20 protein-coding genes are annotated in these 22750 nt (G+C 67.8%); 10 read left to right on the top strand and 10 right to left on the bottom strand.

Going from position 1 to position 22750, the window contains the following annotated elements; genetic code table 11:
• Positions 1–2: 2 nt before the first annotated feature.
• From WMC41_RS09300 to WMC41_RS09285, 4 genes are all read right to left on the bottom strand, one after another.
• On the bottom strand, positions 3–731 hold the full coding sequence (locus WMC41_RS09300; protein ID WP_432348314.1) for a DUF2259 domain-containing protein: 729 nt from the start codon (positions 729–731) through the stop codon (positions 3–5).
• Between the two features lie 2 nt (positions 732–733).
• Positions 734–1411: a ribulose-phosphate 3-epimerase gene (gene rpe / locus WMC41_RS09295; RefSeq protein WP_432347813.1), complete on the bottom strand. Its 678-nt coding sequence runs from the start codon at positions 1409–1411 to the stop codon at positions 734–736.
• A 68-nt stretch (positions 1412–1479) separates the two neighbouring features.
• Positions 1480–2484 (bottom strand): P1 family peptidase, encoded by a 1005-nt coding sequence (locus WMC41_RS09290; protein WP_432347811.1) that lies wholly within the window; start codon positions 2482–2484, stop codon positions 1480–1482.
• Positions 2481–3560: an ABC transporter substrate-binding protein gene (locus tag WMC41_RS09285; RefSeq protein ID WP_432348312.1), complete on the bottom strand. Its 1080-nt coding sequence runs from the start codon at positions 3558–3560 to the stop codon at positions 2481–2483. The genes WMC41_RS09290 and WMC41_RS09285 overlap by 4 nt, the downstream gene beginning before the upstream one ends.
• Before the next feature lie 172 nt (positions 3561–3732).
• Between WMC41_RS09285 and WMC41_RS09280 the strand changes: the two genes are divergently transcribed.
• The 8 genes from WMC41_RS09280 to WMC41_RS09245 all read left to right on the top strand — a co-directional run bounded on the left by WMC41_RS09280 (position 3733) and on the right by WMC41_RS09245 (position 11702).
• On the top strand, positions 3733–4215 hold the full coding sequence (locus WMC41_RS09280; RefSeq protein ID WP_432348310.1) for a flavin reductase family protein: 483 nt from the start codon (positions 3733–3735) through the stop codon (positions 4213–4215).
• 78 nt (positions 4216–4293) lie between these two features.
• Entirely contained in the window at positions 4294–5169 is an 876-nt protein-coding gene (locus tag WMC41_RS09275) for an AAA family ATPase (protein ID WP_432348308.1), read from the top strand.
• Between the two features lie 27 nt (positions 5170–5196).
• Entirely contained in the window at positions 5197–6414 is a 1218-nt protein-coding gene (locus tag WMC41_RS09270) for a vWA domain-containing protein (RefSeq protein ID WP_432347809.1), read from the top strand.
• Positions 6415–6424: 10 nt separating this feature from the next.
• Entirely contained in the window at positions 6425–6751 is a 327-nt protein-coding gene (locus WMC41_RS09265; RefSeq protein ID WP_244765454.1) for an XdhC family protein, read from the top strand.
• Positions 6751–7449 carry an XdhC family protein gene (locus WMC41_RS09260; RefSeq protein WP_432347807.1) on the top strand — a complete coding sequence of 233 codons (699 nt, stop codon included), beginning with the start codon at positions 6751–6753 and terminating at the stop codon, positions 7447–7449. The genes WMC41_RS09265 and WMC41_RS09260 overlap by 1 nt, the downstream gene beginning before the upstream one ends.
• Positions 7446–9056, top strand: coding sequence for an NTP transferase domain-containing protein (locus WMC41_RS09255; protein ID WP_432347805.1), 1611 nt, complete (start codon positions 7446–7448; stop codon positions 9054–9056). The genes WMC41_RS09260 and WMC41_RS09255 overlap by 4 nt, the downstream gene beginning before the upstream one ends.
• Before the next feature lie 3 nt (positions 9057–9059).
• Positions 9060–9377, top strand: coding sequence for a TfoX/Sxy family protein (locus WMC41_RS09250; RefSeq protein WP_432347803.1), 318 nt, complete (start codon positions 9060–9062; stop codon positions 9375–9377).
• 108 nt (positions 9378–9485) lie between these two features.
• Positions 9486–11702 carry a TonB-dependent receptor domain-containing protein gene (locus WMC41_RS09245; protein ID WP_432347801.1) on the top strand — a complete coding sequence of 739 codons (2217 nt, stop codon included), beginning with the start codon at positions 9486–9488 and terminating at the stop codon, positions 11700–11702.
• Here the strand turns inward: WMC41_RS09245 and WMC41_RS09240 are convergent, their stop codons facing one another.
• The 5 genes from WMC41_RS09240 to WMC41_RS09220 all read right to left on the bottom strand — a co-directional run bounded on the left by WMC41_RS09240 (position 11703) and on the right by WMC41_RS09220 (position 16517).
• Positions 11703–12113: an NUDIX domain-containing protein gene (locus tag WMC41_RS09240; RefSeq protein ID WP_272805473.1), complete on the bottom strand. Its 411-nt coding sequence runs from the start codon at positions 12111–12113 to the stop codon at positions 11703–11705.
• A 9-nt stretch (positions 12114–12122) separates the two neighbouring features.
• Positions 12123–13622 (bottom strand): DEAD/DEAH box helicase, encoded by a 1500-nt coding sequence (locus tag WMC41_RS09235; protein WP_432347798.1) that lies wholly within the window; start codon positions 13620–13622, stop codon positions 12123–12125.
• Between the two features lie 193 nt (positions 13623–13815).
• Positions 13816–15105: a M23 family metallopeptidase gene (locus WMC41_RS09230; RefSeq protein WP_432347796.1), complete on the bottom strand. Its 1290-nt coding sequence runs from the start codon at positions 15103–15105 to the stop codon at positions 13816–13818.
• A gap of 94 nt (positions 15106–15199) precedes the next feature.
• Complete coding sequence (locus WMC41_RS09225) at positions 15200–16027, bottom strand: ferritin-like domain-containing protein (RefSeq protein ID WP_244765461.1); 828 nt, start codon at positions 16025–16027, stop codon at positions 15200–15202.
• Between the two features lie 22 nt (positions 16028–16049).
• Positions 16050–16517: a peroxiredoxin gene (locus WMC41_RS09220; RefSeq protein WP_432347794.1), complete on the bottom strand. Its 468-nt coding sequence runs from the start codon at positions 16515–16517 to the stop codon at positions 16050–16052.
• A 176-nt stretch (positions 16518–16693) separates the two neighbouring features.
• Between WMC41_RS09220 and WMC41_RS09215 the strand changes: the two genes are divergently transcribed.
• The gene (locus WMC41_RS09215) at positions 16694–20056 is read left to right on the top strand and encodes a DUF3971 domain-containing protein (protein ID WP_432347792.1); all 3363 of its coding nucleotides are present in this window, start codon (positions 16694–16696) and stop codon (positions 20054–20056) included.
• A 149-nt stretch (positions 20057–20205) separates the two neighbouring features.
• Here WMC41_RS09215 and tyrS read toward each other — a convergent pair whose 3' ends face one another.
• Positions 20206–21459 carry a tyrosine--tRNA ligase gene (gene tyrS, locus WMC41_RS09210; RefSeq protein WP_432347790.1) on the bottom strand — a complete coding sequence of 418 codons (1254 nt, stop codon included), beginning with the start codon at positions 21457–21459 and terminating at the stop codon, positions 20206–20208.
• A 130-nt stretch (positions 21460–21589) separates the two neighbouring features.
• Between tyrS and WMC41_RS09205 the strand changes: the two genes are divergently transcribed.
• Entirely contained in the window at positions 21590–22723 is a 1134-nt protein-coding gene (locus WMC41_RS09205; protein ID WP_432347788.1) for an anhydro-N-acetylmuramic acid kinase, read from the top strand.
• Positions 22724–22750: the final 27 nt, after the last annotated feature.

The raw sequence follows: 22750 nt of genomic DNA, 5'->3' as shown, positions 1-22750 counted from the left end.
GGTCAGGGCCGGAAGGGCACGGCGATCCAGCGGCCGTCGCTGCCCTCGAAGCCGAAGCTGCGCACCAGGACGAGCGCGACATGGACCGGGTCGCCGTCGATCGGATTGAAGGTGAGCGCGCCGGAAACCTGGTAGGAAAGCGGGCAGGCGCGGCTGTCGGGCACGCGCGCATCCTCGTGCACCACCGTGTCGGCCGCTTCGCCGTCGCGCCTGACGAGTTTCAGGCGGAACCCCTTGCCGCCCTCCGGCGTGATGTCGCGGCACTTCTCGGAGAGCGCGAGCGGGATTTCCTCGAGCGCGAGGGCGAAGCTGCCGCCCGGCGTCGGTTCGATGGCGTGTTGCAGATATTCGATGCGGCTCCTGTCGGCGCCGACCTCGCCCATCGGGTTGAACGCGGCCATCACGCCGGGATGGGAGAGCACCTTGTGCGTCTCGATCAGCGCCACGGCCTTGTCGCGGCTTTGCGCGCGCGCCTTCGCGATATCCGCCGCCTCGTCGTCGATGCGCACGCGGACCGGCGTGCCCGGGAGATAGGCGTCCTTTTCCGTGTCGATGAAATAGACGTTGGAATAGGGAAAGCCCGAGCCGTCCTGGACGCCGAATTCCTCGAAGGCGTAGACCTTGCCGTCCGGCGAGAAGCCGAGCGACTGGAAGGTGGAGAAATCGCCGGCCGTGGCCGCGCTCGCCGCCAGCAGGCATGCCGCAAGGGCGCTCGCCGCCTTCCGGAACATCGTCACGCCCGCGCCCCCTCCGCATTGCTGCGCAGAGTGTCGATGGTTTTGCGATAGGCGTCAACATGACCGCCGCCGAAGATCGCCGAGCCCGCGACGAAGACATTGGCACCGGCCGCGGCGGGCAGGGCGATCGTATCGACCGCGATGCCGCCGTCGACCTCAATGTCGATCGGCCGGTCGCCGACCATCTTGCGCACGCGGCGCAGCTTCTCCTGCATGGCGGGAATGAACTTCTGGCCGCCGAAGCCGGGGTTGACCGTCATGACGAGGATGAGGTCGATCTTGTCGAGCAAGTAGTCCAGCACGCTTTCCGGGGTGGCGGGGTTGATCGACACGCCGGCGCGCTTGCCGAGCGCGCGGATCGCCTGCAGGGAGCGATCGAGATGCGGGCCGGCCTCGGCATGCACGGTGATGCCGTCGCAGCCGGCCTTCGCGAAGGCTTCGAGATAGGGATCGGCGGGCGCGATCATCAGGTGGCAGTCGAAGAAGGCGTCGGTGTGCGGGCGCAGCGCCTTGATGACATCGGGGCCGAAGGAGATGTTCGGCACGAAATGGCCGTCCATGATGTCGAGATGGACCCAGTCCGCCCCGGCCGAAACGACGTCGCGCACTTCCTGACCGAGTTTCGCATAGTCGGCGGCGAGGATGGAGGGCGCGATCCGGATGGGAAGGGTCATGTCAGGCTCCGTGAGGAAGGAATTTGGCGTCGCCATACCATTCCCCGCAGGGGCGGACAACGGCCGAATCAGCGCAGCGCCCACGCCGGCAGGACATCGCCGGGCATCGGCGTCGCATCGTGCACGCCGCGGGCGATGGCGCGGGCCATGGTGGCGGCGGCGGCGGCGCAGAGCGTGATGAAGTCCTCCGGCGCCGGCCGGCGGCCGCTCCCGCCGGTCGAAAGCGCGAAGACGAGGTCGCCGTCGAGCGGCGTATGGGCCGGCCAGAGGGCGCGGGCGAAGCCGTCATGGGCGGCGATCGCCAGCCGTTTGGCCTCGGCCTTGGTGAGGGCGGCGTCGGTGGCGATGACGGCGATCGTCGTGTTCTCCGTGCCGCTCGGCCGGAGCGACAGTTTCGTGCGCGGCGTGCGGGCCTCGGGCGGGAACGGGAAGGGCAGGCCGAGGCCGCCGAATTCGCCCGCCTCCTCGAAGGGCGCCGCCCAGAAATGCCGGGTGTCGCCGATGGTGGCGGAGCCGAGCGCATTGACGGCCGCCAGCGCGCCGACCGTGAAGCCGCCCTCGACCACGCTGGAGGCGGTGCCAAGCCCGCCCTTGAACGTCGCCGTCAGCGCGCCGGTGCCGGCGCCGGCGCTGCCGGTGGCAAAATCCGCCGCCGCCCCGGCAAGCGCCGCATGGCCGAGCTCGCGATAGGGCGGGTAGCGGCCCCAGTCCTTGGCACCGCCGTTCATCAGGTCGAAGAGGATGGCGGCCGGCACGATCGGCACGCGGTGCGGGCCGACGGCAAAGCCGCGCCCCCTTTCGCGAAGGCCCGCCTGCACCCCCGATGCCGCATCGAGCCCGAAGGCCGAGCCGCCGGACAGCACCAGCGCATCGACGGCCTCGACCGTGTTGTGCGGTTCAAGGAGATCGGTCTCGCGCGTGCCCGGCGCGCCGCCCAGCACCTGCACGGCAGCCGTCGCCGGCTCCTCGCAGAGGACGACGGTGACGCCGGAGCGGAGCAGATGATCCGTGGCGTTGCCGACCGTGAGCCCGGCGACATCCGTCAGGCGGTTCTTCGGGCCGGGCCGCATCATTCTCCCTCCGCCGGCACGAAGGCGCCGGCGCGCCAGACGAGCAGGCGGTAGGGATTTTCGGTAAGTTCGTGGTCGGCCCCGAAGGCGACGGTGCCGATCGCCGTTGCGAAGGGCGTGCCGGAAAGCGCCGCCGCAAGATCGCCGCCGCGGCTTGCCGCCGTCGCAAGGACGGTGACGGCCGCATGGGCCGGCAGCACATAGCCTTCCGCGACGATGCCCTTTTCCTTCATCGCCGCCGCGACGGCCTCGCCCTCCGGCAAGGCCTGGTAGTCCGGCAGCGCGATCGCCCCGACGCCGTCGGTCATCGGCACGAGCGGATCGGCGCCCATCAGGGCCTCGCCGCCGATGAGCGCCAGCGCGACGTTCTCCGCCCTGGCATCGCGCGCGATCACGGCCATATCCGTCCGGTCGCCGCCGACGAAGACGCGCGTGACGCCCGTCTGGGCGAGGCGGCGCACGAGGGTGAGCTGCTGCTCCTGCGCCGGGCGATAGGTATCGACGAAGGCGGCCTTCATGCCGACCTCCTCCAGCCGCAGGCGGATCGTCTCGACCAGCTCGCGGGCGTGGATCGTGCCGTCGTCGATGAGCGCGAAGGGCTCGGCCTTCCAGTCCCGGACGATGACCTCGACCGCCTTGTCGGCCTCCGCCTTCGGACCGGGGGCGAGGCGGAAGAGCGGCCAATTCTTCTTCAGCGCGTCCTCCATGAGGATGCCCGAGCGCACGGAAAGCGTGATCGCGGGGACCTTCGCCTCGGCGAGGGCGGGCAGGGCGGCCGCAAGCCCCTCCGTGCAGAGGAAGCCGACCGCGGCAACGGCGTCCGCCGCCAGGATCGCCTTGCCGATCGCCGCGCCGTCGCTCTCGTCGCAGGCCTCGGGAATTTCCACCACCGTGTCGCCGTTCGCCTGCGCGGCGAAGCGGGCACCGTCGCGCACCTGCTGGCCGAGGATGGCGAGCGGCCCTTCCGCCGGCGCAACCACGGCGAAGGTGAGGCCGGCCGCGGCCGCGGGAGAGGCGGCAAGCACCGAGGCGCAGAGCAGGCTGGCAAGGAAGGCGGTTCTCATTCTCAATCCATCGATCGCGATGACGCTCTTTGTAAGGATCGGGCCGGCAGCGTCAAAGAGAAATATCCACGCAAAGCCCGGCTTTGTCTCTGACGGGACAGGAAAATTCGAGAACGGGGGTTACATTTTTCTTCACTTTCGCCATGTATCACCTGTGGTGAAGGAGAATGCCGTGTTGGACAGATTGATGCTGGACCCGTCGCTCTACCGTGATGCGATGAGCCGCTATGCCGGCCATGTGCAGATCGTGACGACGGCGCATGCGGGCGAAAAGCGCGGCGTGACGATCACCGCCGCCTGCTCGGTGTCGGACAATCCGGCCATGGTGCTCGCCTGCGTCAACGCCTCCAACCCGAAGAACGCGATCTTCTCCAGGAGCGGCAATTTCGCGCTCAACACGCTCTCGGGCAGCCAGATCGAGCTTGCCAACGCCTTTTCCGGACGCGACCCGGCGCTGACGTCCGAGCAGCGCTTCGCCATGGGCAACTGGCAGGAGCTGGTGACCGGCGCACCCGTGCTGAAGGACGCGCTGGCCGCCTTCGATTGCCGGCTTGTCGAGCTCAAGGTCATGGCGACGCACATGGTGCTGATCGGCGAGGTGATGGGCGTCTCCTTCGGCGAGCCCGGGGAGGCCCTTCTCTATATGGACCGGGGCTATCGCACGCTATAAGTTCGTTCTTCCAGACGGAGGAATGGCGTGGCCTATCAACGCGGAAACAGACCGCAATCCATCGACGAAACCGTGGACATGCTGGCGGCGGGCAACTATCTCGCCGGAAGGTCGCTGGCGACCGTCCTGTTCCTCGCGCTGCGCATGAAGCGGCCGCTCTTCCTGGAGGGCGAGGCCGGCGTCGGCAAGACGGAGATCGCCAAGGTGCTCGCCGCCGCGCTCGACCGCCCGCTGATCCGCCTGCAATGCTACGAGGGCCTCGACATCTCCTCGGCGGTCTATGAGTGGAACTATCCGGCGCAGATGCTGGAGATCCGTCTTGCCGAGGCCGCCGGGACCACGGATCGAGGCCGCATCGAGGCCGATATCTTCTCCGAGCGCTATCTCATCCGCCGCCCCGTGCTGCAGGCGCTGTCCTCGCCGGACGGCCGGGCGCCGGTCTTCCTGATCGACGAACTGGACCGCACCGACGAAGCCTTCGAGGCCTTCCTCCTCGAAGTGCTGTCCGATTTCCAGGTGACGGTGCCCGAGCTCGGCACCATCCGCGCCGCAGAGCCGCCCATCGTCATCATCACGACGAACCGCACCCGCGAGGTGCACGACGCGCTGAAGCGCCGCTGTCTCTACCACTGGGTCGATTATCCCGCCGCCGCGCAGGAGCTGGAGATCATCCGCCGCAAGGTGCCGGGCTGCAACGCGGCGCTCTCGCGCGAGGTCGTCGCCTATGTGCAGAAGCTGCGCGGGCTCGATCTCTTCAAGAATCCGGGCGTCGCCGAAACCATCGACTGGGCGAGCGCGCTCACCGAGCTCGACCGCGTCGCGCTCGACCCGGAAACCGTGTCCGGCACGCTCGGAACGCTGCTCAAGTACCAGGACGACATTGCCCGCATCGAGGGCGCGGAAGGGCGCAGGCTGCTGGATGGCGTGAAGGCCGACCTGGCGGCGGCGGGCTGAGCGATGACGGCGGCGGCGGACAATGGCATGCCGGGCGCGGCCCTCGAAGGGCGGCTTGCCGACAATATCGTGTTCTTCGCCCGCGTGCTGCGCAAGGCGGGCCTGCGCATCGGGCCGGCGGCGGTGACGGATGCCATCGAGGCGGTGCGGGCGATCGGCATCGGCGAGCGCGAGGAATTCTATACGGCGCTGCATGCGACGCTGGTCAAGCGGCACGAGGACGACGCTGTCTTCGACGAGGCGTTCCGGCTGTTCTGGCGCTCGCGCGATCTCGTCGGCAAGATGATCGCGCTGATGTCGCCGGTGGTGCGGCGCGAGGCGGAGCGGGAAAAACGCAAGGCGGGCGAGACGCGCGTCTCCGATGCACTGTTCGGCGGCCGGCAGGACGAGCGGCGCCTGCGCGACGAGCCCGACATCGAGGTCGATGCCCGGTTCACCGCCTCCGGCAGCGAGGTGCTGCGCAAGACCGATTTCGCGCAGATGTCCGCGGCCGAGCTTGCCGCCGCCAAACGCGCCATCGCCGGTCTCGTGCTGCCTCTCGACGAGGTGCGCACGCGCCGCTTCCGCCGGTCCACCCGGCCGGTGGCGATCGACGCGCGCGCCACGATGCGCCATGCCATGCGCACCGGCGGCGCGCTGATCCTGCCGCGCCACCGGGAGCCGAAGACGGTGCATCCGCCGCTCGTGGTGCTGGCCGACATTTCCGGCTCGATGAGCCAGTACACGCGCATCTTCCTGCATTTCCTGCATGCGCTCGGCGAGCATCGCCGCCGCCTGCACGCCTTCCTGTTCGGCACGCGGCTCAGCAATGTCACGCGCCAGATGCGCCACCGCGATCCCGATATCGCGGTGGAGGCGTGCAGCCAGTCGGTCAGCGACTGGTCAGGCGGCACGCGCATCGGCGAGACGCTGAAGGAATTCAACCGGCTCTGGTCGCGCCGCGTGCTGGGGCAGGGCGCCGTCGTGCTGCTCATCACCGACGGGCTGGAGCGCGAGGGCATCGACCTCCTGGAAAGGGAGATGGACCGGCTGCACCGCTCGTGCCGGCGTCTTGTCTGGCTCAATCCGCTGCTGCGTTTCGAAGGGTTCGAGGCGCGGGCGCGCGGGGTGCGGGCGATGCTGCCGCATGTCGACGAATTGCGGCCGGTGCACAACCTGGAGGCCATGGCCGACCTGGTGGCGGCGCTTTCTGGCGCGGCGCCGCGCGGCACCGGCGATCCGCGGCGTTTCCTGCCGGCGGCGTGAGGAGGGGAGAATGGAGACCAACGACGTGTTCGATCCGCTGGCCATCGCGGAACGCTGGATGGACGACGGGCGCATGGTGGCGCTCGCCACCGTCATCGAGACCTGGGGCTCGGCGCCGCGCCCGGTCGGCAGCCATCTGGTGATCGACGGCGCGGGCAATTTCCACGGCTCGGTTTCCGGCGGCTGCGTCGAGGGCGCCGTCATCGGCGAGGCGATGGAGGTGATTGCGGACGGCGAGCCGCGGCTCCTGGAATTCGGCGTCGCCGACGAGACCGCCTGGCGCGTCGGCCTGTCCTGCGGCGGGCGCATCCGGGTCTATGTGGAGCGCGTCGGCTGATGGATCCCTATCTGCTGCGCAAGCTGAACACGGAGCGCGCCGCCCGCCGCGCCGTCATCCACCTGACCGATCTCGGCGACGGGCGCGACCGGGTGATCCGCGAGGGCGATCCGGTCGCCGGCCCGCTCGGCGAGATAATCGCGCGCGCCTTCCGCTCCGGCCGGTCCGGCCTTGTGGAGGTCGAGGATCGAAAATTCTTCCTCAATGTCCACCTGCCGCCCGCCCGCATCGTCGCCATCGGCGCGGTCCATATCAGCCAGGCGCTGGCGCGGATGGCGGTCGTCGCCGGCTTCGACATCACCATCATCGACCCGCGCACCGCCTTTGCCACGGAAGAGCGCTTTGCCGGTATCGACCTTGTCGCCGACTGGCCGGAGGATGTGCTGAAGGCGCGGCCGCTCGATGCCTATACCGCCCTCGTCGCCGTCACGCACGATCCGAAGATCGACGATTTTCCGCTGTCGCAGGCGCTCACCACCGGCTGTTTCTATGTCGGCGCGCTCGGCAGCCGGAAGACCCATGCCAAGCGCGTCGAGCGCCTGACGGCGCTGGGGCACGGCGCGGCGGAGATCGCCCGCATCTCGGCGCCCATCGGCCTCGATATCGGCGCCGCGAGCCCGGCGGAGATCGCCGTCGCCATCCTGGCCGACATCGTGGCGCATCTGCGCCGGCGCCCCCTCCTCGGGGCCGGACCATGATCTTCGGGGAGGTTCCGGTGTCCGGGGCGCTGGGTGCGCGGCTGGCGCATGGCGTGCGCGTGGCGGGCCTGTCGCTGCACAAGGGGCATGTGGTGACGCAGGCGGACTGCGACGGGCTGCTTGCCGCCGGCATCGCGACCGTCATCGCCGTGCGCCTTGAAGCCGGCGATCTCGACGAGGACGCGGCGGCGGCGCTGATCGCCGGGGCGATCCCGCCGGACCACCTGACCTTCACCGCGCCCGCGACCGGCCGCATCAATCTCCATGCCGCGGCCAACGGGCTCTTCGTTGCCGACCGGGCGGCCATCGACCGGTTCAACCGGGTCGATCCGGCCATCACCATCGCCACCCTGCCGGACCATGCCAGCGTGACGGCCGGCGACATGGTGGCGACGATCAAGATCATTCCGCTGGCGGTGGCCGGCGACCTCGCGCGCAAGGCGGCGGCGGTGCTGGCCTCCAGCCGGGCGCTGGAGGTCAAGCCGTTCGCGCCCCGCCGCGTCGGGCTCGTCGCGACGGAACTGCCGACGCTGAAACCCTCCGTGATGGACAAGACGCGCCGGCTGCTCGAACAGCGCCTGCATCCTTCCGGCAGCCGCCTGACCGGCGAGGTGCGGGTGCCGCACCAGACGGCCGGCGTCGCGGAGGCGATCCGTATGGCTGCGGCCGACAACGACCTCGTGCTCGTCTTCGGCGCCTCCGCCGTCACCGACGGCAACGACGTCATCCCCGCGGCCATCCGGGCCGCCGGCGGCGTGGTCGAGCATGTCGGCATGCCGGTCGATCCCGGCAACCTGCTGGTCCTCGGCCGCGTGGGCGCGGTGCCGGTCATCGGCGCGCCCGGCTGCGCGCGCAGCCCGAAGGAAAACGGTTTCGATTGGATCCTCGCCCGCATCCTCGCCGGGGAAACGCCAGGCCCCGCCGAGATCACCGGCATGGGCGTCGGCGGCCTTCTCGCCGAAATCCCGAGCCGGCCGCAGCCGCGCGATACCCGCGCGGCGGAACGGCCGCTCTCCGTCGCGGCACTGGTGCTCGCCGCCGGCCGCGCCAGCCGCATGAACGGCCGCCACAAGCTGCTCGCCGCCTTCGACGGCAAGGCGCTCGTCCGCCGTTCGACGGAGGCCGCGCTTGCGGCACGGCCGGCGCGCGTGCTGGTGGTGACGGGACATCGGGCGGAGGAGGTGGAGGCGGAGCTTTCCGGTCTCAGGGTTGATCTCGTGCGCAATCCCGATCACGCGCAGGGCATGTCGACCTCGCTGCGGGCGGGCGTCGCCGCGCTCGGTCCGGGCTGCGACGGCGTCGTCGTCCTGCTGGCCGACATGCCGCATGTCACCGGCGAGGATGTGCGCCGGCTGCTCGACGCCTTTGCCGCGGCCGGCGGCCATGCCATCGTGCGGGCCGTCTCCGGCGGAAAGCGCGGCAATCCCGTCGTGCTGCCGCGCACCACCTTTGCCGCGATCCTGCAGCTTGAAGGCGATGTCGGCGCGCGCCATATCGTAGAGAGCGCCGGGCTCGACATAATCGACGTGGAGATCGGCGCGGCGGCGCATGTCGATGTCGATACGCCGGAGGCGGTGCTGGCCGCGGGCGGGGTTCTGAAAGGGTAGGGCATGGATCGGGACGCGATCGAGGAGATGTTCCAGGCGCTGGGACCGGTGACGATCAAGCGCATGTTCGGCGGCAAGGGCATCTACCACCAGGGCCGCATCCTGGCGCTGGAAGTCTACGACGAGATCCTGCTCAAGGCCGACGCGGTCAGCGCTCCGGATTTCGCGGCCGCCGGCTGCCGGCAATGGCTCTATGACGGCAAGAGCGGCAAGCCGGTGAAGATGCCCTACTGGTCCATTCCGGACGAGGCCTTTGACGATCCCGACCTCATGGCGCTCTGGGTGCGCCGGGCCTACGAGGCGGCGCTGCGGGTGAAATAACCGGCGCCCGGAAAACACCGCATTCAAACTTGACTTATATTGTCATGTTGTCCATTACCGGACGGTCCGCGCGTCAAAATTGCGCGGGCAGAGTGCGGTGAGGTCTCCATGAAAAAGGTTCGTTTCCACGCGTCGACGCTTCTTGCGGGCACGGCCATGGCGTTGGAGCGTTTCCGCTTCTCTCCCAATCGCAAAACCGCCCCAAACTTCTGCTTCGCCGCGATCCCGGACGCAAAACCGCTTTACACTTTTGCCGGAATTGCTCTGGCGCTGCTGGCAGCCGTCGGCCCTGCCGCCGCGCAGGACGTGACGGCGACCGACCTCCAGCAGATCAACGTGGAAGGCGACGGCAATGGCGACGGCATCGTCGAGGTTCCGGCCGGCGTCTCGACCGCCGACCGCGAGAAGATCCAGGACCGCTATGCCGGCGACGTGATGCAGGTCCTGCGCTCCGCGCCGGGCACCTTCACGCGCGAGCCGGCGGACCAGCCGGGCATCACCGTCAATATCCGCGGCATGCAGGGCATGGGCCGCGTCAACAGCATGATCGACGGCGTGCCGCAGACCTTCAGCAACCTGTCCGGCCATGGCGGCACCTTCGACAGCCTGCTCTATGTCGAGCAGAACATGCTGGTCGGCGTCGACGTGACGCGCGGCGCGGTCTCGGGTGCCGAGGGCATGGGCACGCTGGCAGGCGCGGCCAATTTCCGCACGCTCGACGTCGACGACGTGCTGCTGCCCGGAAGGGACTACGGCGTGATGACCTCGGTGCGCGCCGGCACCAACGGCTTCGACTATTCGCGCCTTCTCAGCGGCGCCGTGCGCACCGAGATGGGCGAGGGCGAGATCGGCATCGTCGGCGCGCTCAGCGACACGAAGAAGAGCCCCTACGAGAACGGCTCGGGCATTCTCTACCCGAATGCCGGCTACCAGCACCCGAAATCGGGCCTCTTCAAGGTCAACCTGGCGCCGAATTCCGATCACAAGCTGTCGCTTGGCGGCATCTGGTACGGCAACGAGTTCCTGCCGGGCAGCTCCGGCTACAACTGGATCGTCGAGAACCAGACCTATACGGCGAAATACAGCTACCAGCCCGGCAGCGACCTGATCGACCTCTCGATCAATGCCTATCTCAACATCACCGATCTCGAATTCGACGGCACCAACGGCAATGTCAGCACGTTCGACGGCCGCAAGGGCACCAACACGACGACCGGCTTCGACATCTCCAACCGCATGCGCTTCGATCTCGGCGAGGAAACGGAGCTGAAGCTCACCTATGGCGGCGCCTACAGCCGCGACCGCTACGAGGGCAATGCCAAGCGCGGCGCCAATCCGGACGGGACGCTGGTGAAGGCGGGCGTCTTCAGCGAGGCGACGATCTCGCACGGAATCTTCGACCTGACCGGAGGCCTGCGCTACGACTACTGGTCGCTCGAAGGCATCAGCGGCTACGACGCGCCGGGCACGAACGGCTGTGCCGCCGGCGGCGATCCGTGCCCGATGGAGACGCTGTCGCGCGACGGCGGCGACCTCAACCCGAAGGTCACCCTCTCGGCGCGCCCGCTCGAATGGCTGCAGCCCTATGTGACCTATGCCCAAACCGCCCGTCCGCCGACGGCGGCCGAGATGTTCTATCCCGGCGGCCACAGCTTCGACGGCTCCTCCGACCCGATCAACAACAATCCCAACCTCGTGCCGGAAAAGAGCCGCGGCTGGGAACTCGGCGTCAACATGACGGCGGACGACCTCCTGACGCCGGGCGATTCCGCCTGGCTGAAGGTCGGCTACTTCCACAACCGCATCCGCGACTACATCACCTACGACATCGACACGGACGGTGCCGCGCGCTGGGTCAACGTGGATGGCACGACGGTGATGAAGGGGCTGGAAGTGGAGGGCGGCTACGATGCCGGCCGCTACTATGCCGGCTTCTCGCTGACGCTTGCCGACACCAAGCAGCCGGAGGGCGCCGCCGCCGGCGTCGGCAGCGACACGGGGCGGCTGCCGGACGACTTCCTGACGATCGACGCCGGCATGCGCTTCCTGGAGGAAACCCTCACGGTCGGCGGCCGGATGCGCTATGTCGGCAAGAGCAAGCAGGCCTATATCAACCAGAGCATGGCCTTCGACGTCGACGCCTATACGCTGTTCGACGCGCACGCCTCCTGGCAGATCAACGAGAACGCCAAGATCTTCTTCAATGTCGAGAACGTCTTCGACACGACCTACATGAAGGCGAATTCCGGCCTGATGGACAATTACGGCGGCGTCAAGAACGGCCGCGGCCGCACCTTCATCATCGGCGCGACGGCCCGGTTCTGATCATTTCCGCAGTGCCTTCACCGCATCGGCGGCGAAGCGCGAGAGCGGCGCGGGCAGGGCATCGAGCGCGAACCAGCCGAATTCCGGCAGCTTTTCCGGCTCCATGACGCGCGGCTCGCCGGAGAAATCCTCCGTCACATAGATGAGCGACAGCCAGTGCTGGCGTTCGTCCGCGATGATCTGTTCGGAAACGCAGAGAAAATCGACGGCGCCGATGGTCAGCCCGGATTCCTCCTCCGCCTCCCGGCGGGCGGAATCCACGGCGCGCTCCATGTGGTCGATCTTGCCCCCGACGATGTTCCACGCGCCCGCTTCCGGCGCGCGCAGGCGCCGGTAGAGCAGGAGCCTGCCCTCACGCAAAATCGCCAGGCCGCAACCGAGGCCTGGCACATCGATGCCTGGAATGGACATTCGGGGAGATCAGGCCTTGCCGGCGATCAGCATGAAGGCGGGAACCTCGTCGCCGAAACCGAGCGGCGTCGGGCCGTCGTCCTCGTCGCGGCGGTAACGGCTGCGGCGATCGCGGCTGTCGTCATTGGCCGGACGCGGCGCGCTATGGTTTGCGGCACGCGGATTGCGAGCGGGATTCTGCGGCCGCCCTTCCGCCTTGCGTTCAGCTTTCACGGCTTCCACCTTCTCTTCACTCTCGCTGGTCTCGATGCGCGTTTCGGTCGCGCTGGGTTCGCCCTTGCGGCCACGGGAACGATCGCGGTCGCGGTCACGACCGCCCCGATCGCGGCCGCCGCGGGGACGCTCGCGCTCCTCGCTCTCGGCCTGCGGCGGCAGGTCTTCGATGCCGCCGCTCAGCCATTCGATCTTCTGATCGATCAGCTTTTCGATGGCGTCGAGGAACTTCCCGTCGCGCTTGGATACCAGGGTGAAGGCGGCGCCCGAGCGGCCGGCACGGCCGGTGCGGCCGATGCGGTGGACATAGTCCTCGGCATGAATCGGGACGTCGAAGTTGAAGACGTGGCTCACATCCGGAATGTCGAGGCCACGGGCCGCGACGTCGGACGCCACGAGCAGCGTGAGCTTGTTTTCCTTGAAATTGGCCAGCATCGTCGTGCGGGCCCGCTGGTCCATGTCGCCGTGCAGCGCGCCGACGGAGAAGCCGTGGCGATCGAGCGAGCGGAAGAGGTCCGCCACGTCGACCTTGCGGTTGCAGAAGATGATCGCGTTCTTGAGATCCTCCTGGGCGCGGATGAGATCGCGCAGCGTGGCGCGCTTCTCGTAGTCCTTGCCGTGGGTGGCGACGAGGCGCTGCGTCACGGTCTTGGCCGTGGAGGAGGGCGGTGCCACCTCGACGCGCTCCGGGTTCTGCAGGAAGCGGTCGGCCAGCTTCTGGATCTCCGGCGGCATGGTGGCCGAGAAGAACAGCGTCTGGCGCGTGAAGGGAATGAGCTTGGCAATGCGCTCGATATCCGGGATGAAGCCCATGTCGAGCATGCGGTCGGCTTCGTCGATGACGAGGATCTCGACGCCGGTCATCAAGAGCTTGCCGCGCTCGCAATGGTCGAGCAGGCGGCCGGGGGTGCAGATCAGCACGTCCGCGCCGCGCTCCAGCTTGCGGTCCTGCTCGTCGAAGGAGACGCCGCCGATGAGGAGGGCGACGTTCAGCTTGTGGTTCTTGCCGTATTTCTCGAAGTTCTCGGCAACCTGGGCGGCAAGCTCGCGCGTCGGCTCCAGGATGAGCGTGCGCGGCATGCGGGCGCGGGCACGGCCCTTTTCGAGCAGCGTCAGCATTGGCAGAACGAAGGAGGCGGTCTTGCCGGTGCCCGTCTGGGCGATGCCGAGAATGTCGCGCCGTGCAAGGGCCGGCGGAATGGCGCCCGCCTGGATCGGGGTCGGGATCGTGTACCCGGCATCTGTGACGGCGGACAGGACTTTCGGGCTCAGGCCAAGATCAGCAAAAGTGGTCAAAGGGAAAACAGTTTCCGTTCCGGTTCTTACGAACGCAATGAGGTTCAGCGGCCCTATCGCCGCAAGGATGCAGCGCAAATATGCCGAAAGTGCCGGAAAGTCAAGGAAATCAGCGAATTTGGTAAATCCGCGAGAGATTTGAAGCCGATGGCGGATATTTTTGTCATACCAAGGCGTATCGCCTTGCCTTACGTCAATCCATATAGGTCGTCAGCTTCATGCCGGCGGTGAGGAAACGCATGGGGTCGAGCGCCTTGCCGTCGCGGCGCACTTCATAGTGCAGATGCGGGCCCGTGGAGCGGCCAGTCGTGCCGGAAAGCCCGATCGGGGTGGAGGCTTCGACATGGTCGCCAACCCTGACGAGCACGCGGGAAAGGTGGGCATAGCGCGTCGTCAGGCCGTTGCCGTGGTCGATTTCCACCATGTTGCCGTATCCGCCGTTGCGCCCGGCCACGACGACCGTGCCCGCGCCGGTTGCGCCGATCTCCGTGCCGGTGCGGGCGCGAAAGTCGATGCCGGCATGCAGCGCGAGACGGCCGAGGAACGGATCGGTGCGGTTGCCGAAACGGCTCGTGATGCTGCTGGCGGGCGCGGGGTTGCCGAAGGGCAGCTTTCGCGCCGTGCGGCGGGCATTGTGGAGGCGGTCCAATGCGACGTCGAGGTCGTTGATCGAGGCCTCGAACGGATCGGTGACGTCGACCGGCTCGACGAACGGGCCGCCGATCGCCGTTTCCGAATCGCCGCCCGCCGCCGTTTCGGTGACATCGAAGCCGGTGCGGCGCAGGATGGTCTGGATCGCGTCGGCGGTCTCCGAGGCGCCGGCCGCCAGCGTCTGGATGCGGTCGATCTGCTCGTGTTCCAGGTCCTTCAGCGAGAGCGTGACCTTGGAGAAGAGCCGGTCGGCGCGATCGGCGACCGATTCGTTCGTCGCGGCATAGGCAAGCTGCGTCGTCTTCTTCTGCGCGCCGCCGGTCGCGCCCATGATGGCGTTGATGGCACCCACCGCATCGGCCCGGCGCCCGTCGACGACAGGCGTGCCATCGGTCAGGGGCGCGGTGCCGGTCGCCTCGGCACCGGCATTTTCCGCGCGGTTCAGCAGCGCGTCGAGCTTGCCGTGGCGGGCGGAGAGGGCGAGCTGCTGCTGCATCAGCTTCTCGACCTTCTCCTCGACGACCTGCTGGTCGAGCAGCTGGCGGCTGGTGACGCGGTCGACCTGCGCCCGCAGCGCGGAGATACGGTCCTCGTAGTCGTGCTGCATGCGGGCCTGGCGCGCCATGGTGGCGCCGATCAGGTCGTCGCGCAGCACGAGATAGGAGGTGGCGGCGAGATAGCCGACGGTGAACATGCCGGCAAAGCAGAAGGTGACCGCGGCCATCCAGGGACGGATGGTCATGTGGCGGATCTTGTCGCCGCTCGCGAGGATCACGACATGCTGCTGCGCACGCTTTCCGAAGACGCGGTTTTCAGGACGCTCCGCCACCATCTACTCCCCGACCGATTCTCAAGGTCTCGTGCGGGGAATTACACATTGTTAGGGTTAACAAAGCCTTTCCCGGAAGGGTTGTGCGGGTTGAATATCAGCTCTGGCTGACGGAAACGAGGGAACGGTAGAAGGAGGGCGTCAGCCCGGCCTCCGCCCGCGCCACGTCGTTGAAGGGCGGTTTCAGCGGCCCGCGGAAATTCGCGCGCACCAGTTCCCTGAAGGTGGCCGACGGATCCTTCCTCTCGCGGGCGCAAAGGAAGCGGAACCATTTCGCGCCCACCGCCACATGGCCCTTCTCGTCGTTGTAGATGACATCGAGGATGTCGGCGCTGGCATCGTCCCCGGTCTCGCGCATCTTGGCCTGCAGCGTCGGCGTGACGTCGAGCCCGCGCGCCTCCAGGATGAGCGGCACCACGGCAAGGCGCGCGGTCAGGTCGTTGCGCGTGTCGTGCGCAGCCTGCCAGAGCCCGTCATGGGCCGGCAGGTCGCCGTAATCCGCGCCGAGCTCGCGCAGGCGGTCGCGGATCAGCCGGAAATGCTTGGCCTCCTCGAAGGCCACCTGCATCCAGCCGTCGAAGAAGGAATGCGGCACGCGCTCCGTCGTGAAGCGCGCGACGATGTCAAGCGCGAGGTCGACGGCATTGAGCTCGATATGGGCCAGGGCATGGAGAAGCGCGATGCGGCCCTTCAGCGTGTGCAGCGAGCGCTTCTCCATGTGCCTGGGCGGAATGAGCTCCGGTCTTTCCGGCCGGCCGGGCCGCGCCGGCAGGGCCGGGTCGCGGGGCGAGCGCATCGAAAGCGTGCGGGCGAACCAGCGGCGCGCCGTCTCCTGCGCGAGCGCCGTCTTCAGGTCGAGATCGGCCGCCGCTATGGCCGCCGTGGTGCCGCCACGGAGGCTTTCGATATGTGGAAGTTCCGTCATTTCAAATATTTGCCTTTAGAATTTAAAGCTTTCTGGCGGCTTCCAGCACGGCCTCGACATGGCCCTTGACCTTCACCTTCGGCCAGATCTCGGCGATCTTGCCGTTGGCGTCAACGAGCACGGTCGTGCGCTCGACGCCCATATAGGTGCGGCCATACATGCTCTTTTCCTTCCAGACCCCGTACGCCTCCAGCGCCTGGAGGCTTTCGTCCGAGGCGAGCGGTATGCCGAGCGCGTGTTTTGCAACGAACTTGTCGTGCTTTTTCACCGGATCGGGCGAAAGGCCGAGGAGGGCGACGCCGGCCGCCTCGAAATCCGCTTTCGCGGCGGTAAAATCCTTCGCTTCCGTCGTGCAGCCTTCCGTGTCATCCTTCGGATAGAAGAAGAGGACGACGGGCCGGCCGCGCAATGCGGAGAGCGAAATGGTGCCGCCGCCATCGCGCGGAAGGGTGAAGTCCGGGGCATCGGTGCCCGGGGCCAGTTCTGCCATGGGATTTCCTTTCTTTGGCCGGCTTTTTGAGTCAAGGAGCCGGCTTCCCGCATATATAGTGGCACACAGAATCGTCCAGCGGCGAGCGGACGACAGGCAGCGATTCCACGGACAACGCTGCACAAAGGGGCAAAGGAAACAATCGCACGATGGGAGAAATCCGCGGCGAGAAAGTCGTGTTCCGCAGAAAGGACATCGTTCCGCTGCATGAATTGCCGTCCGCGCAGGCGCACGAGCCCATCGTCCTGCACGCGGTCGAGGCGAGCCGCACCGGCATTGCCTGCCGCATCGTCGCCGCCACCGTCGCACTCGTGCTGTTTCTCGGCGCCGTGCTTGTCGGCCTCGTGGAAACGGGCATTTTCGACAGCGCGCTGAACGCCCGCGCCGTCGCCGCCCTCAACCAGGCGCTCGGGGAGCGCTACCGCGCCACCGTCGATCATACCGTGCTGCGGCTTGCCGGCTTCAACGGTTTCGCGCTGAAGGCGGAGAACGTCCGGATCGTCGAGGTCGAATCGGGCAAGGAGCTGGCGGCGACCGATTCGATCGGCATCGTGCTCGATCCGCTGGGGCTTGCCGCCGGCCGCCTTGCCGTCTCGCGGCTCGACGTCGACGGCGCGATGTTCAACGCGGCGCTGCTGCCCAAGAGCAAGCCCCTCGATCTGACGGCGCTGCGCATTTCCGACGTGCCGGACTATCTCGAAACCACCTTCGAGCGGCTCGACGGGGTCAGCCACCTCATCGATGCCAACGGGATGCAGACCGTCAAGGTGGCCGATCTGGGCGCAACCTTCCAGGGGCCGGACGGCAAGGCGGTGACGCTGGCCATCGCCAGCCTGCAATTCACCCGCGACGGCGACGGCACCATGTCGATCGACGGGCATTTCTCGATGGACGGCGCCGAGGGCGAGATCGACCTGACGGCCTCGGGCGCCGAGGGTTCGGTGCGCACGCTGGACGGCTCGATCCGCAATGTGGCGCTCGGAAAGTTCCTGCTCGGCAACGACGTCAACGGCAATGTGCATGCCGGCATCGACACGACGGCGGACGTTTCGGTGAATGCCGTGCGCGAGGCCGCCGGCACGAGGCCGGTGCTCGGCCTCAACGTCGCCATGGCCGCCGGCGCGGTCTATGGCGACGGCATTGCCGCCGCGCTGCGCCCGTCCACCCTCAAGGTCGCCTACAACTTCGACAAGGGCTCGATCGAGCTCGCCTCGCAGGATGCCGGCGTCGGCCAGTCGCATTTTCCCTTCACCGGCGGCCTCATCGACCTCGACCGGATCTCCGACCGGCCGGACAAGGGCTTTGCCATCGATCTCGTCTTCAGCAACGCGGTGAGCCGCCCCGTCGATTCCACCGAGGCGCCGATCCGTTTCGATGCCAAGGTCAACGGCTACTATCTCCCGGAGACGAAGAAACTGCTGTTCGAGGAGATGGCGGTGTCCAGCGAGAAGGGCAACGTCGCCGGCTCCCTTGCCATGCGCTTCGGCGACCGGGACCCGGAAATCAGCTTCGTGATGATCGCCAGCGAGCTGGAATCGGCCGCCGTCAAGCAGTTCTGGCCGTTCTGGATGGCGAAGACGGCGCGCAGCTGGGTGATCAAGAACATTTTCGGCGGCACCGTCACCAACGGCCGCATCGAATTCTACCTCGCCGAAGGCCGTGAACGCCTGCCGGGCGTGCCGATGCATCTCGGCCCGGAGGAGTTGAAGATCGACTTCGACATCGAGGGCGCGCGCATGAACGTCGCCGGCGAGATCCCGCCGCTGCGCGACACGTCCGGGAAGTTCCGCCTGCGCGGGCCGCGCACGGAGATCGCGATCAACGGCGGCACGGCCTATTTCCCATCCGGCCGCTCCGTCGCGCTGACCGGCGGCACCTTCGTGCTGCCGGACAACTATACCAAGCCGCTGATGGCGGACATGGACATCGACGTCGCCGGCAATGCCGACGCCATTGCGGAGCTGGTGACCTACCGGCCGATCCGCGCCCTGCCGGCCACCGGTTTTGCGCCGGACGACTTCAGCGGCCAGGTGAAGGCCAAGGTCAAGGCGCATTTCGGCGTCATCTCCGCCCACAACCCGCCGCCGCCGCAGTGGACGGCGGCCCTCTCGCTGGACGCCGTCGACGTCGGCAAGCCGATCGCCGGGCGCACCGTGACGGGCCTGCGCGGCCTCCTTGCCATCGACCCCCAGAAGGCCGACCTCAAGGCCAGGGGCGATATCGACGGCGTGACGCTCGACCTGGAGCTCGTCGAGCCCGTCGGCAAGGCGGCCGGTTTCAAGCGCAAGACGGTGCTGTCCGGCACGCTCGACAACAGGGACCGCCGCACGCTGCTGCCGGGCCTCGAGGATGTGGTGGAAGGCCCGGTCGAGGTGCGGCTGGAGCAGGACGGCGACGGGCCGCGCACGGTGGAGGCGGATGTCGGGGCGGCCGCGGTCTCCATACCCTGGATCGGCTGGACCAAGGGCGCGGGCATCGGCGGCAAGGTGACGCTGACGGCGGACACGAAGGAGGGGGTCACCCGGATTTCCGATTTCCGCTTTGCCGGTGACGGGTTCACCGTGGCGGGCAATCTCAGCTTCCGCGGCACGCGGCTCGATGCGGCGAATTTTTCCACCGTCCGGCTCTCGGCCGACGACCGGTTCCGGCTGAAGGTGGAGCAGGGCAAATCCGGCTATACGGTCGTGGCGGATGGCGAGGCGGCCGATGTGCGCGCCGTGCTGGCACGCCTCAAGACCGCGAGCGGCGGTGGCGGCGGGGAAAAGCAGGGCCTCAACATCCGGGCCGACCTCGCGCGGGCCATCGGCTTCAATGGCGAAACGCTCTCCAATGTCAGCTTCCGCTACAGCACGGCGGGCAGCCGCATTTCCGGCATGGACCTTTCGGCGGTGACGAAGAGCGGCGCGCCCGTGGTGGCGCAGCTTGCCAGCAACGGCGGCACGGACGCCATCCAGCTCACCAGCGGCGATGCCGGCGCTGTGGCGCGCTTTGCCGATATCTACAGCCACATGCGCGGCGGCCTCCTGAATGTCCGCCTGCGCGAGACGGCGGGCAGCATCTGGCGCGGTTCCGTCGACATCCGCAATTTCTCGCTCGTCGGGGAAGAGCGGCTGCGCTCGCTGGTCTCGACGCCGGCGGGCGAAAGCGGGCGCAGCCTCAACGACGCGGTGCGCCGCGAGATCGACGTGAGCGCGGTGAAATTCTCCCGCGGCTTCGCCCAGGTGCGCACCGGCGGCGGCGCGCTGAGCCTCGAAAACGGCGTGGTGCGCGGCGAAACCGTCGGCGCCACCTTCCAGGGCACGGTGCGCGATGCCAGTGGCCGGACCGACATGACCGGCACCTTCATGCCGGCCTACGGCCTCAACCGGCTGTTCGCCGAGCTGCCGCTGATCGGCATCCTGCTCGGCAACGGCAACGACCGCGGCCTGATCGGCATCACCTTCAAGCTCTCCGGCCCCTTCGACAAGCCGAAGCTGACGATCAACCCGCTGTCGATCATCGCCCCCGGCGTCTTCCGCAACATCTTCGAGTTCCAGTGAAAAAGGCCGCCCGGAGGCGGCCTTCAGGCTGTCGACAAAGTCCGCAGACCTCTCCTCCGTCATGGTCGGGCTCGACCCGACCATCCACAAGCCGTTGAAAGAATGGATCCTCGGCTCAAGCCCGAGGATGACGGCGGAGAAGGCGGTGGTCAGGCCGGGCGCACCAGGATGTGCTTCTTCTTGCCCAGCGAGAGCTTGATCACGCCGTCGCCCGAAACGTCGGCGGTGCCGATGACGCGGCGTTCGTCGGAAACGGCGGCATCGTTGATGCGCACCGCGCCGCCCTGCACATGGCGGCGGGCTTCGCCGTTGGAGGCGGCAAGGCCGGCCTTGACGACGAGGGTGAGGAGGCCGATGCCGGCTTCGAGCTCACCGGCGGACACCTCGATCGACGGCAGGTTCTCGGCGATCGCGCCTTCCTCGAAGGTCTTGCGCGCGGTTTCGGCGGCCTGCTCGGCGGCCTCGCGGCCGTGCAGCATTGCCGTCACCTCGGTGGCGAGGATTTTCTTCACCTCGTTGATCTCGGCGCCGCCGAGCGCGGAGAGCCGGGCGATCTCGTCCATCGGCAGCGTCGTGTAGAGCTTCAGGAAGCGCGAGACGTCGGCGTCCTCCGTGTTGCGCCAGTACTGCCAGAAGTCATAGGCCGACAGCATGTCCGGGTTGAGCCAGACGGCGCCGGAGAGAGACTTGCCCATCTTGGCGCCCGAGGCGGTCGTCAGGAGCGGCGAGGTCAGCGCGTAGAGCTGCGGCGTGCCCATGCGGTGGCCGAGGTCGATGCCGTTGATGATGTTGCCCCACTGGTCCGAGCCGCCCATCTGCAGGCGCACGTCGTAGCGCTTGCTCAATTCGACGAAGTCGTAGGCCTGCAGGATCATGTAGTTGAATTCGAGGAAGGACAGCGAGTGCTCGCGGTCGAGGCGCAGCTTCACGCTGTCGAAGGAAAGCATGCGGTTGACGGAGAAATGCCGGCCGACATCCCGCAGGAATTCGAGGTAGTTGATGCCGAGCAGCCAGTCGGCATTGTTGATCATCAGCGCGTCTTTCGGGCCCTCGCCATAGGTGAGGTAGTTCGAGAAGACCTTCTTGATGCTGGCGATGTTGCTGTCGATCGTCTCCGGCGTCATCAGCTGGCGCGCCTCGTCCTTGAAGGACGGGTCGCCGACCATGCCGGTGCCGCCGCCCATCAGCGAGACCGGGCGGTGGCCGGTCTTCTGGAACCAGTGCAGCATCATGATCTGGATGAGGCCGCCGGCATGCAGGCTCGGCGCGGTCGGATCGAAGCCGATATAGGCCGTCACGGTTTCCTTGGCGAGAAGGTCGTCGAGGCCGGTTTCATCGGAGATCTGGTGGATGAAGCCGCGCTCTTTCAGCGTGCGGAGGAAATCGGATTTGAATTCGGACATGGCCTGTCTCTCTTGCCGGGATGCTCTGGGCGGGATGTTGGCGGCCGGAGATAATTTTCCGGCGGACCGCCGGGCGTTTAGCACTGTTTCACCGCATAATCACTCCTAAAGTGATTCTGGAGCGGATGGCATGACGGGACTGCGGACGGCGATCGGTCTGATGAGCGGCACGAGCCTCGACGGCATCGACGTCGCGCTGTTGCGCACGGATGGCGAGGCCGTCGTCGAGCGCGGCCCCTTTCTTGCGCGGCCCTACGACGCCACCTTCCGCCGCCGCCTGCAAGGGGCGCTGGAGACCGCCAAGACGATCGGCAAGCGCGACGAACGGCCGGGCGAACTTGCCAAGATCGAGCGCGCGCTGACGCTGCGCCACGGCGAGGCCGTGCGCGCCTTCCTGGAGGAGAACGGGCTTGCGGCATCCGACATCGACGTCATCGGCTTCCATGGCCAGACCGTGCTGCACCGGCCGGATGCCGGTCTGACGGTGCAGCTCGGCGACGGCGGTCTGCTCGCCCGCGAGACCGGCATCGACGTGGTCTACGACATGCGGGCGAACGACATGGCGCATGGCGGGCAGGGCGCGCCGCTCATTCCCGCCTATCACGCCGCGCTTGCCGCCGGCCTTTCCGGCGCCACCGGCAAGGCGGTCGTCTTCGTCAATATCGGCGGCATTTCCAACATCACCTTCATCGGCGCAGGCGGGGCGATCGTCGCCTATGACAGCGGCCCCGGCAACACGCTGATCGACCAGTGGGTCGAGGCCCATGCCGGCATTCCCTACGACCAGGGCGGCATGATCGCCTCGGAGGGCCGCGTCGATCCCGGCCTTGCGGAGCGCTATCTCGGCCATGCCTTCTTCACCGATCCGGTGCGCCGCTCGCTCGACCGCAACGATTTCCGCCCGCCGGAGGGGCCGGACGCGAGCCTGGAGGACGGTGCGCGCACGCTGGCCCATGTCACGGCGGCGGCCATCCTGCGCTCGGCCCGCCACCTGCCGGAGCGGCCGAAACTCTATGTCGTGTGCGGCGGCGGCCGGCTCAACCGGGTGATCATGGGCGACCTTGCGGCGCTTGCCGAAACGGAGGGGGCGGAGGTGGTGACGGCCGAGGCGGTCGGCCTCGACGGCGACAGCATGGAGGCGGAGGCCTGGGCCTATCTCGCCGTCCGCTCGCTCCGCGGCCTGCCGCTCACCTTCCCGGGCACGACGGGCGTGACGGCGCCCGTGACCGGCGGCCTACTGCAGAAACACGCCCCCCGCGATTAACGGTTTTTTCGCGGGCACCGTCTAGGA

The sequence above is a fragment of the Shinella yambaruensis genome, assembly GCF_050859155.1.
Taxonomy (GTDB): Bacteria; Pseudomonadota; Alphaproteobacteria; order Rhizobiales; family Rhizobiaceae; genus Shinella; species Shinella yambaruensis.
This window is presented reverse-complemented; position numbering and strand designations above follow the sequence as displayed.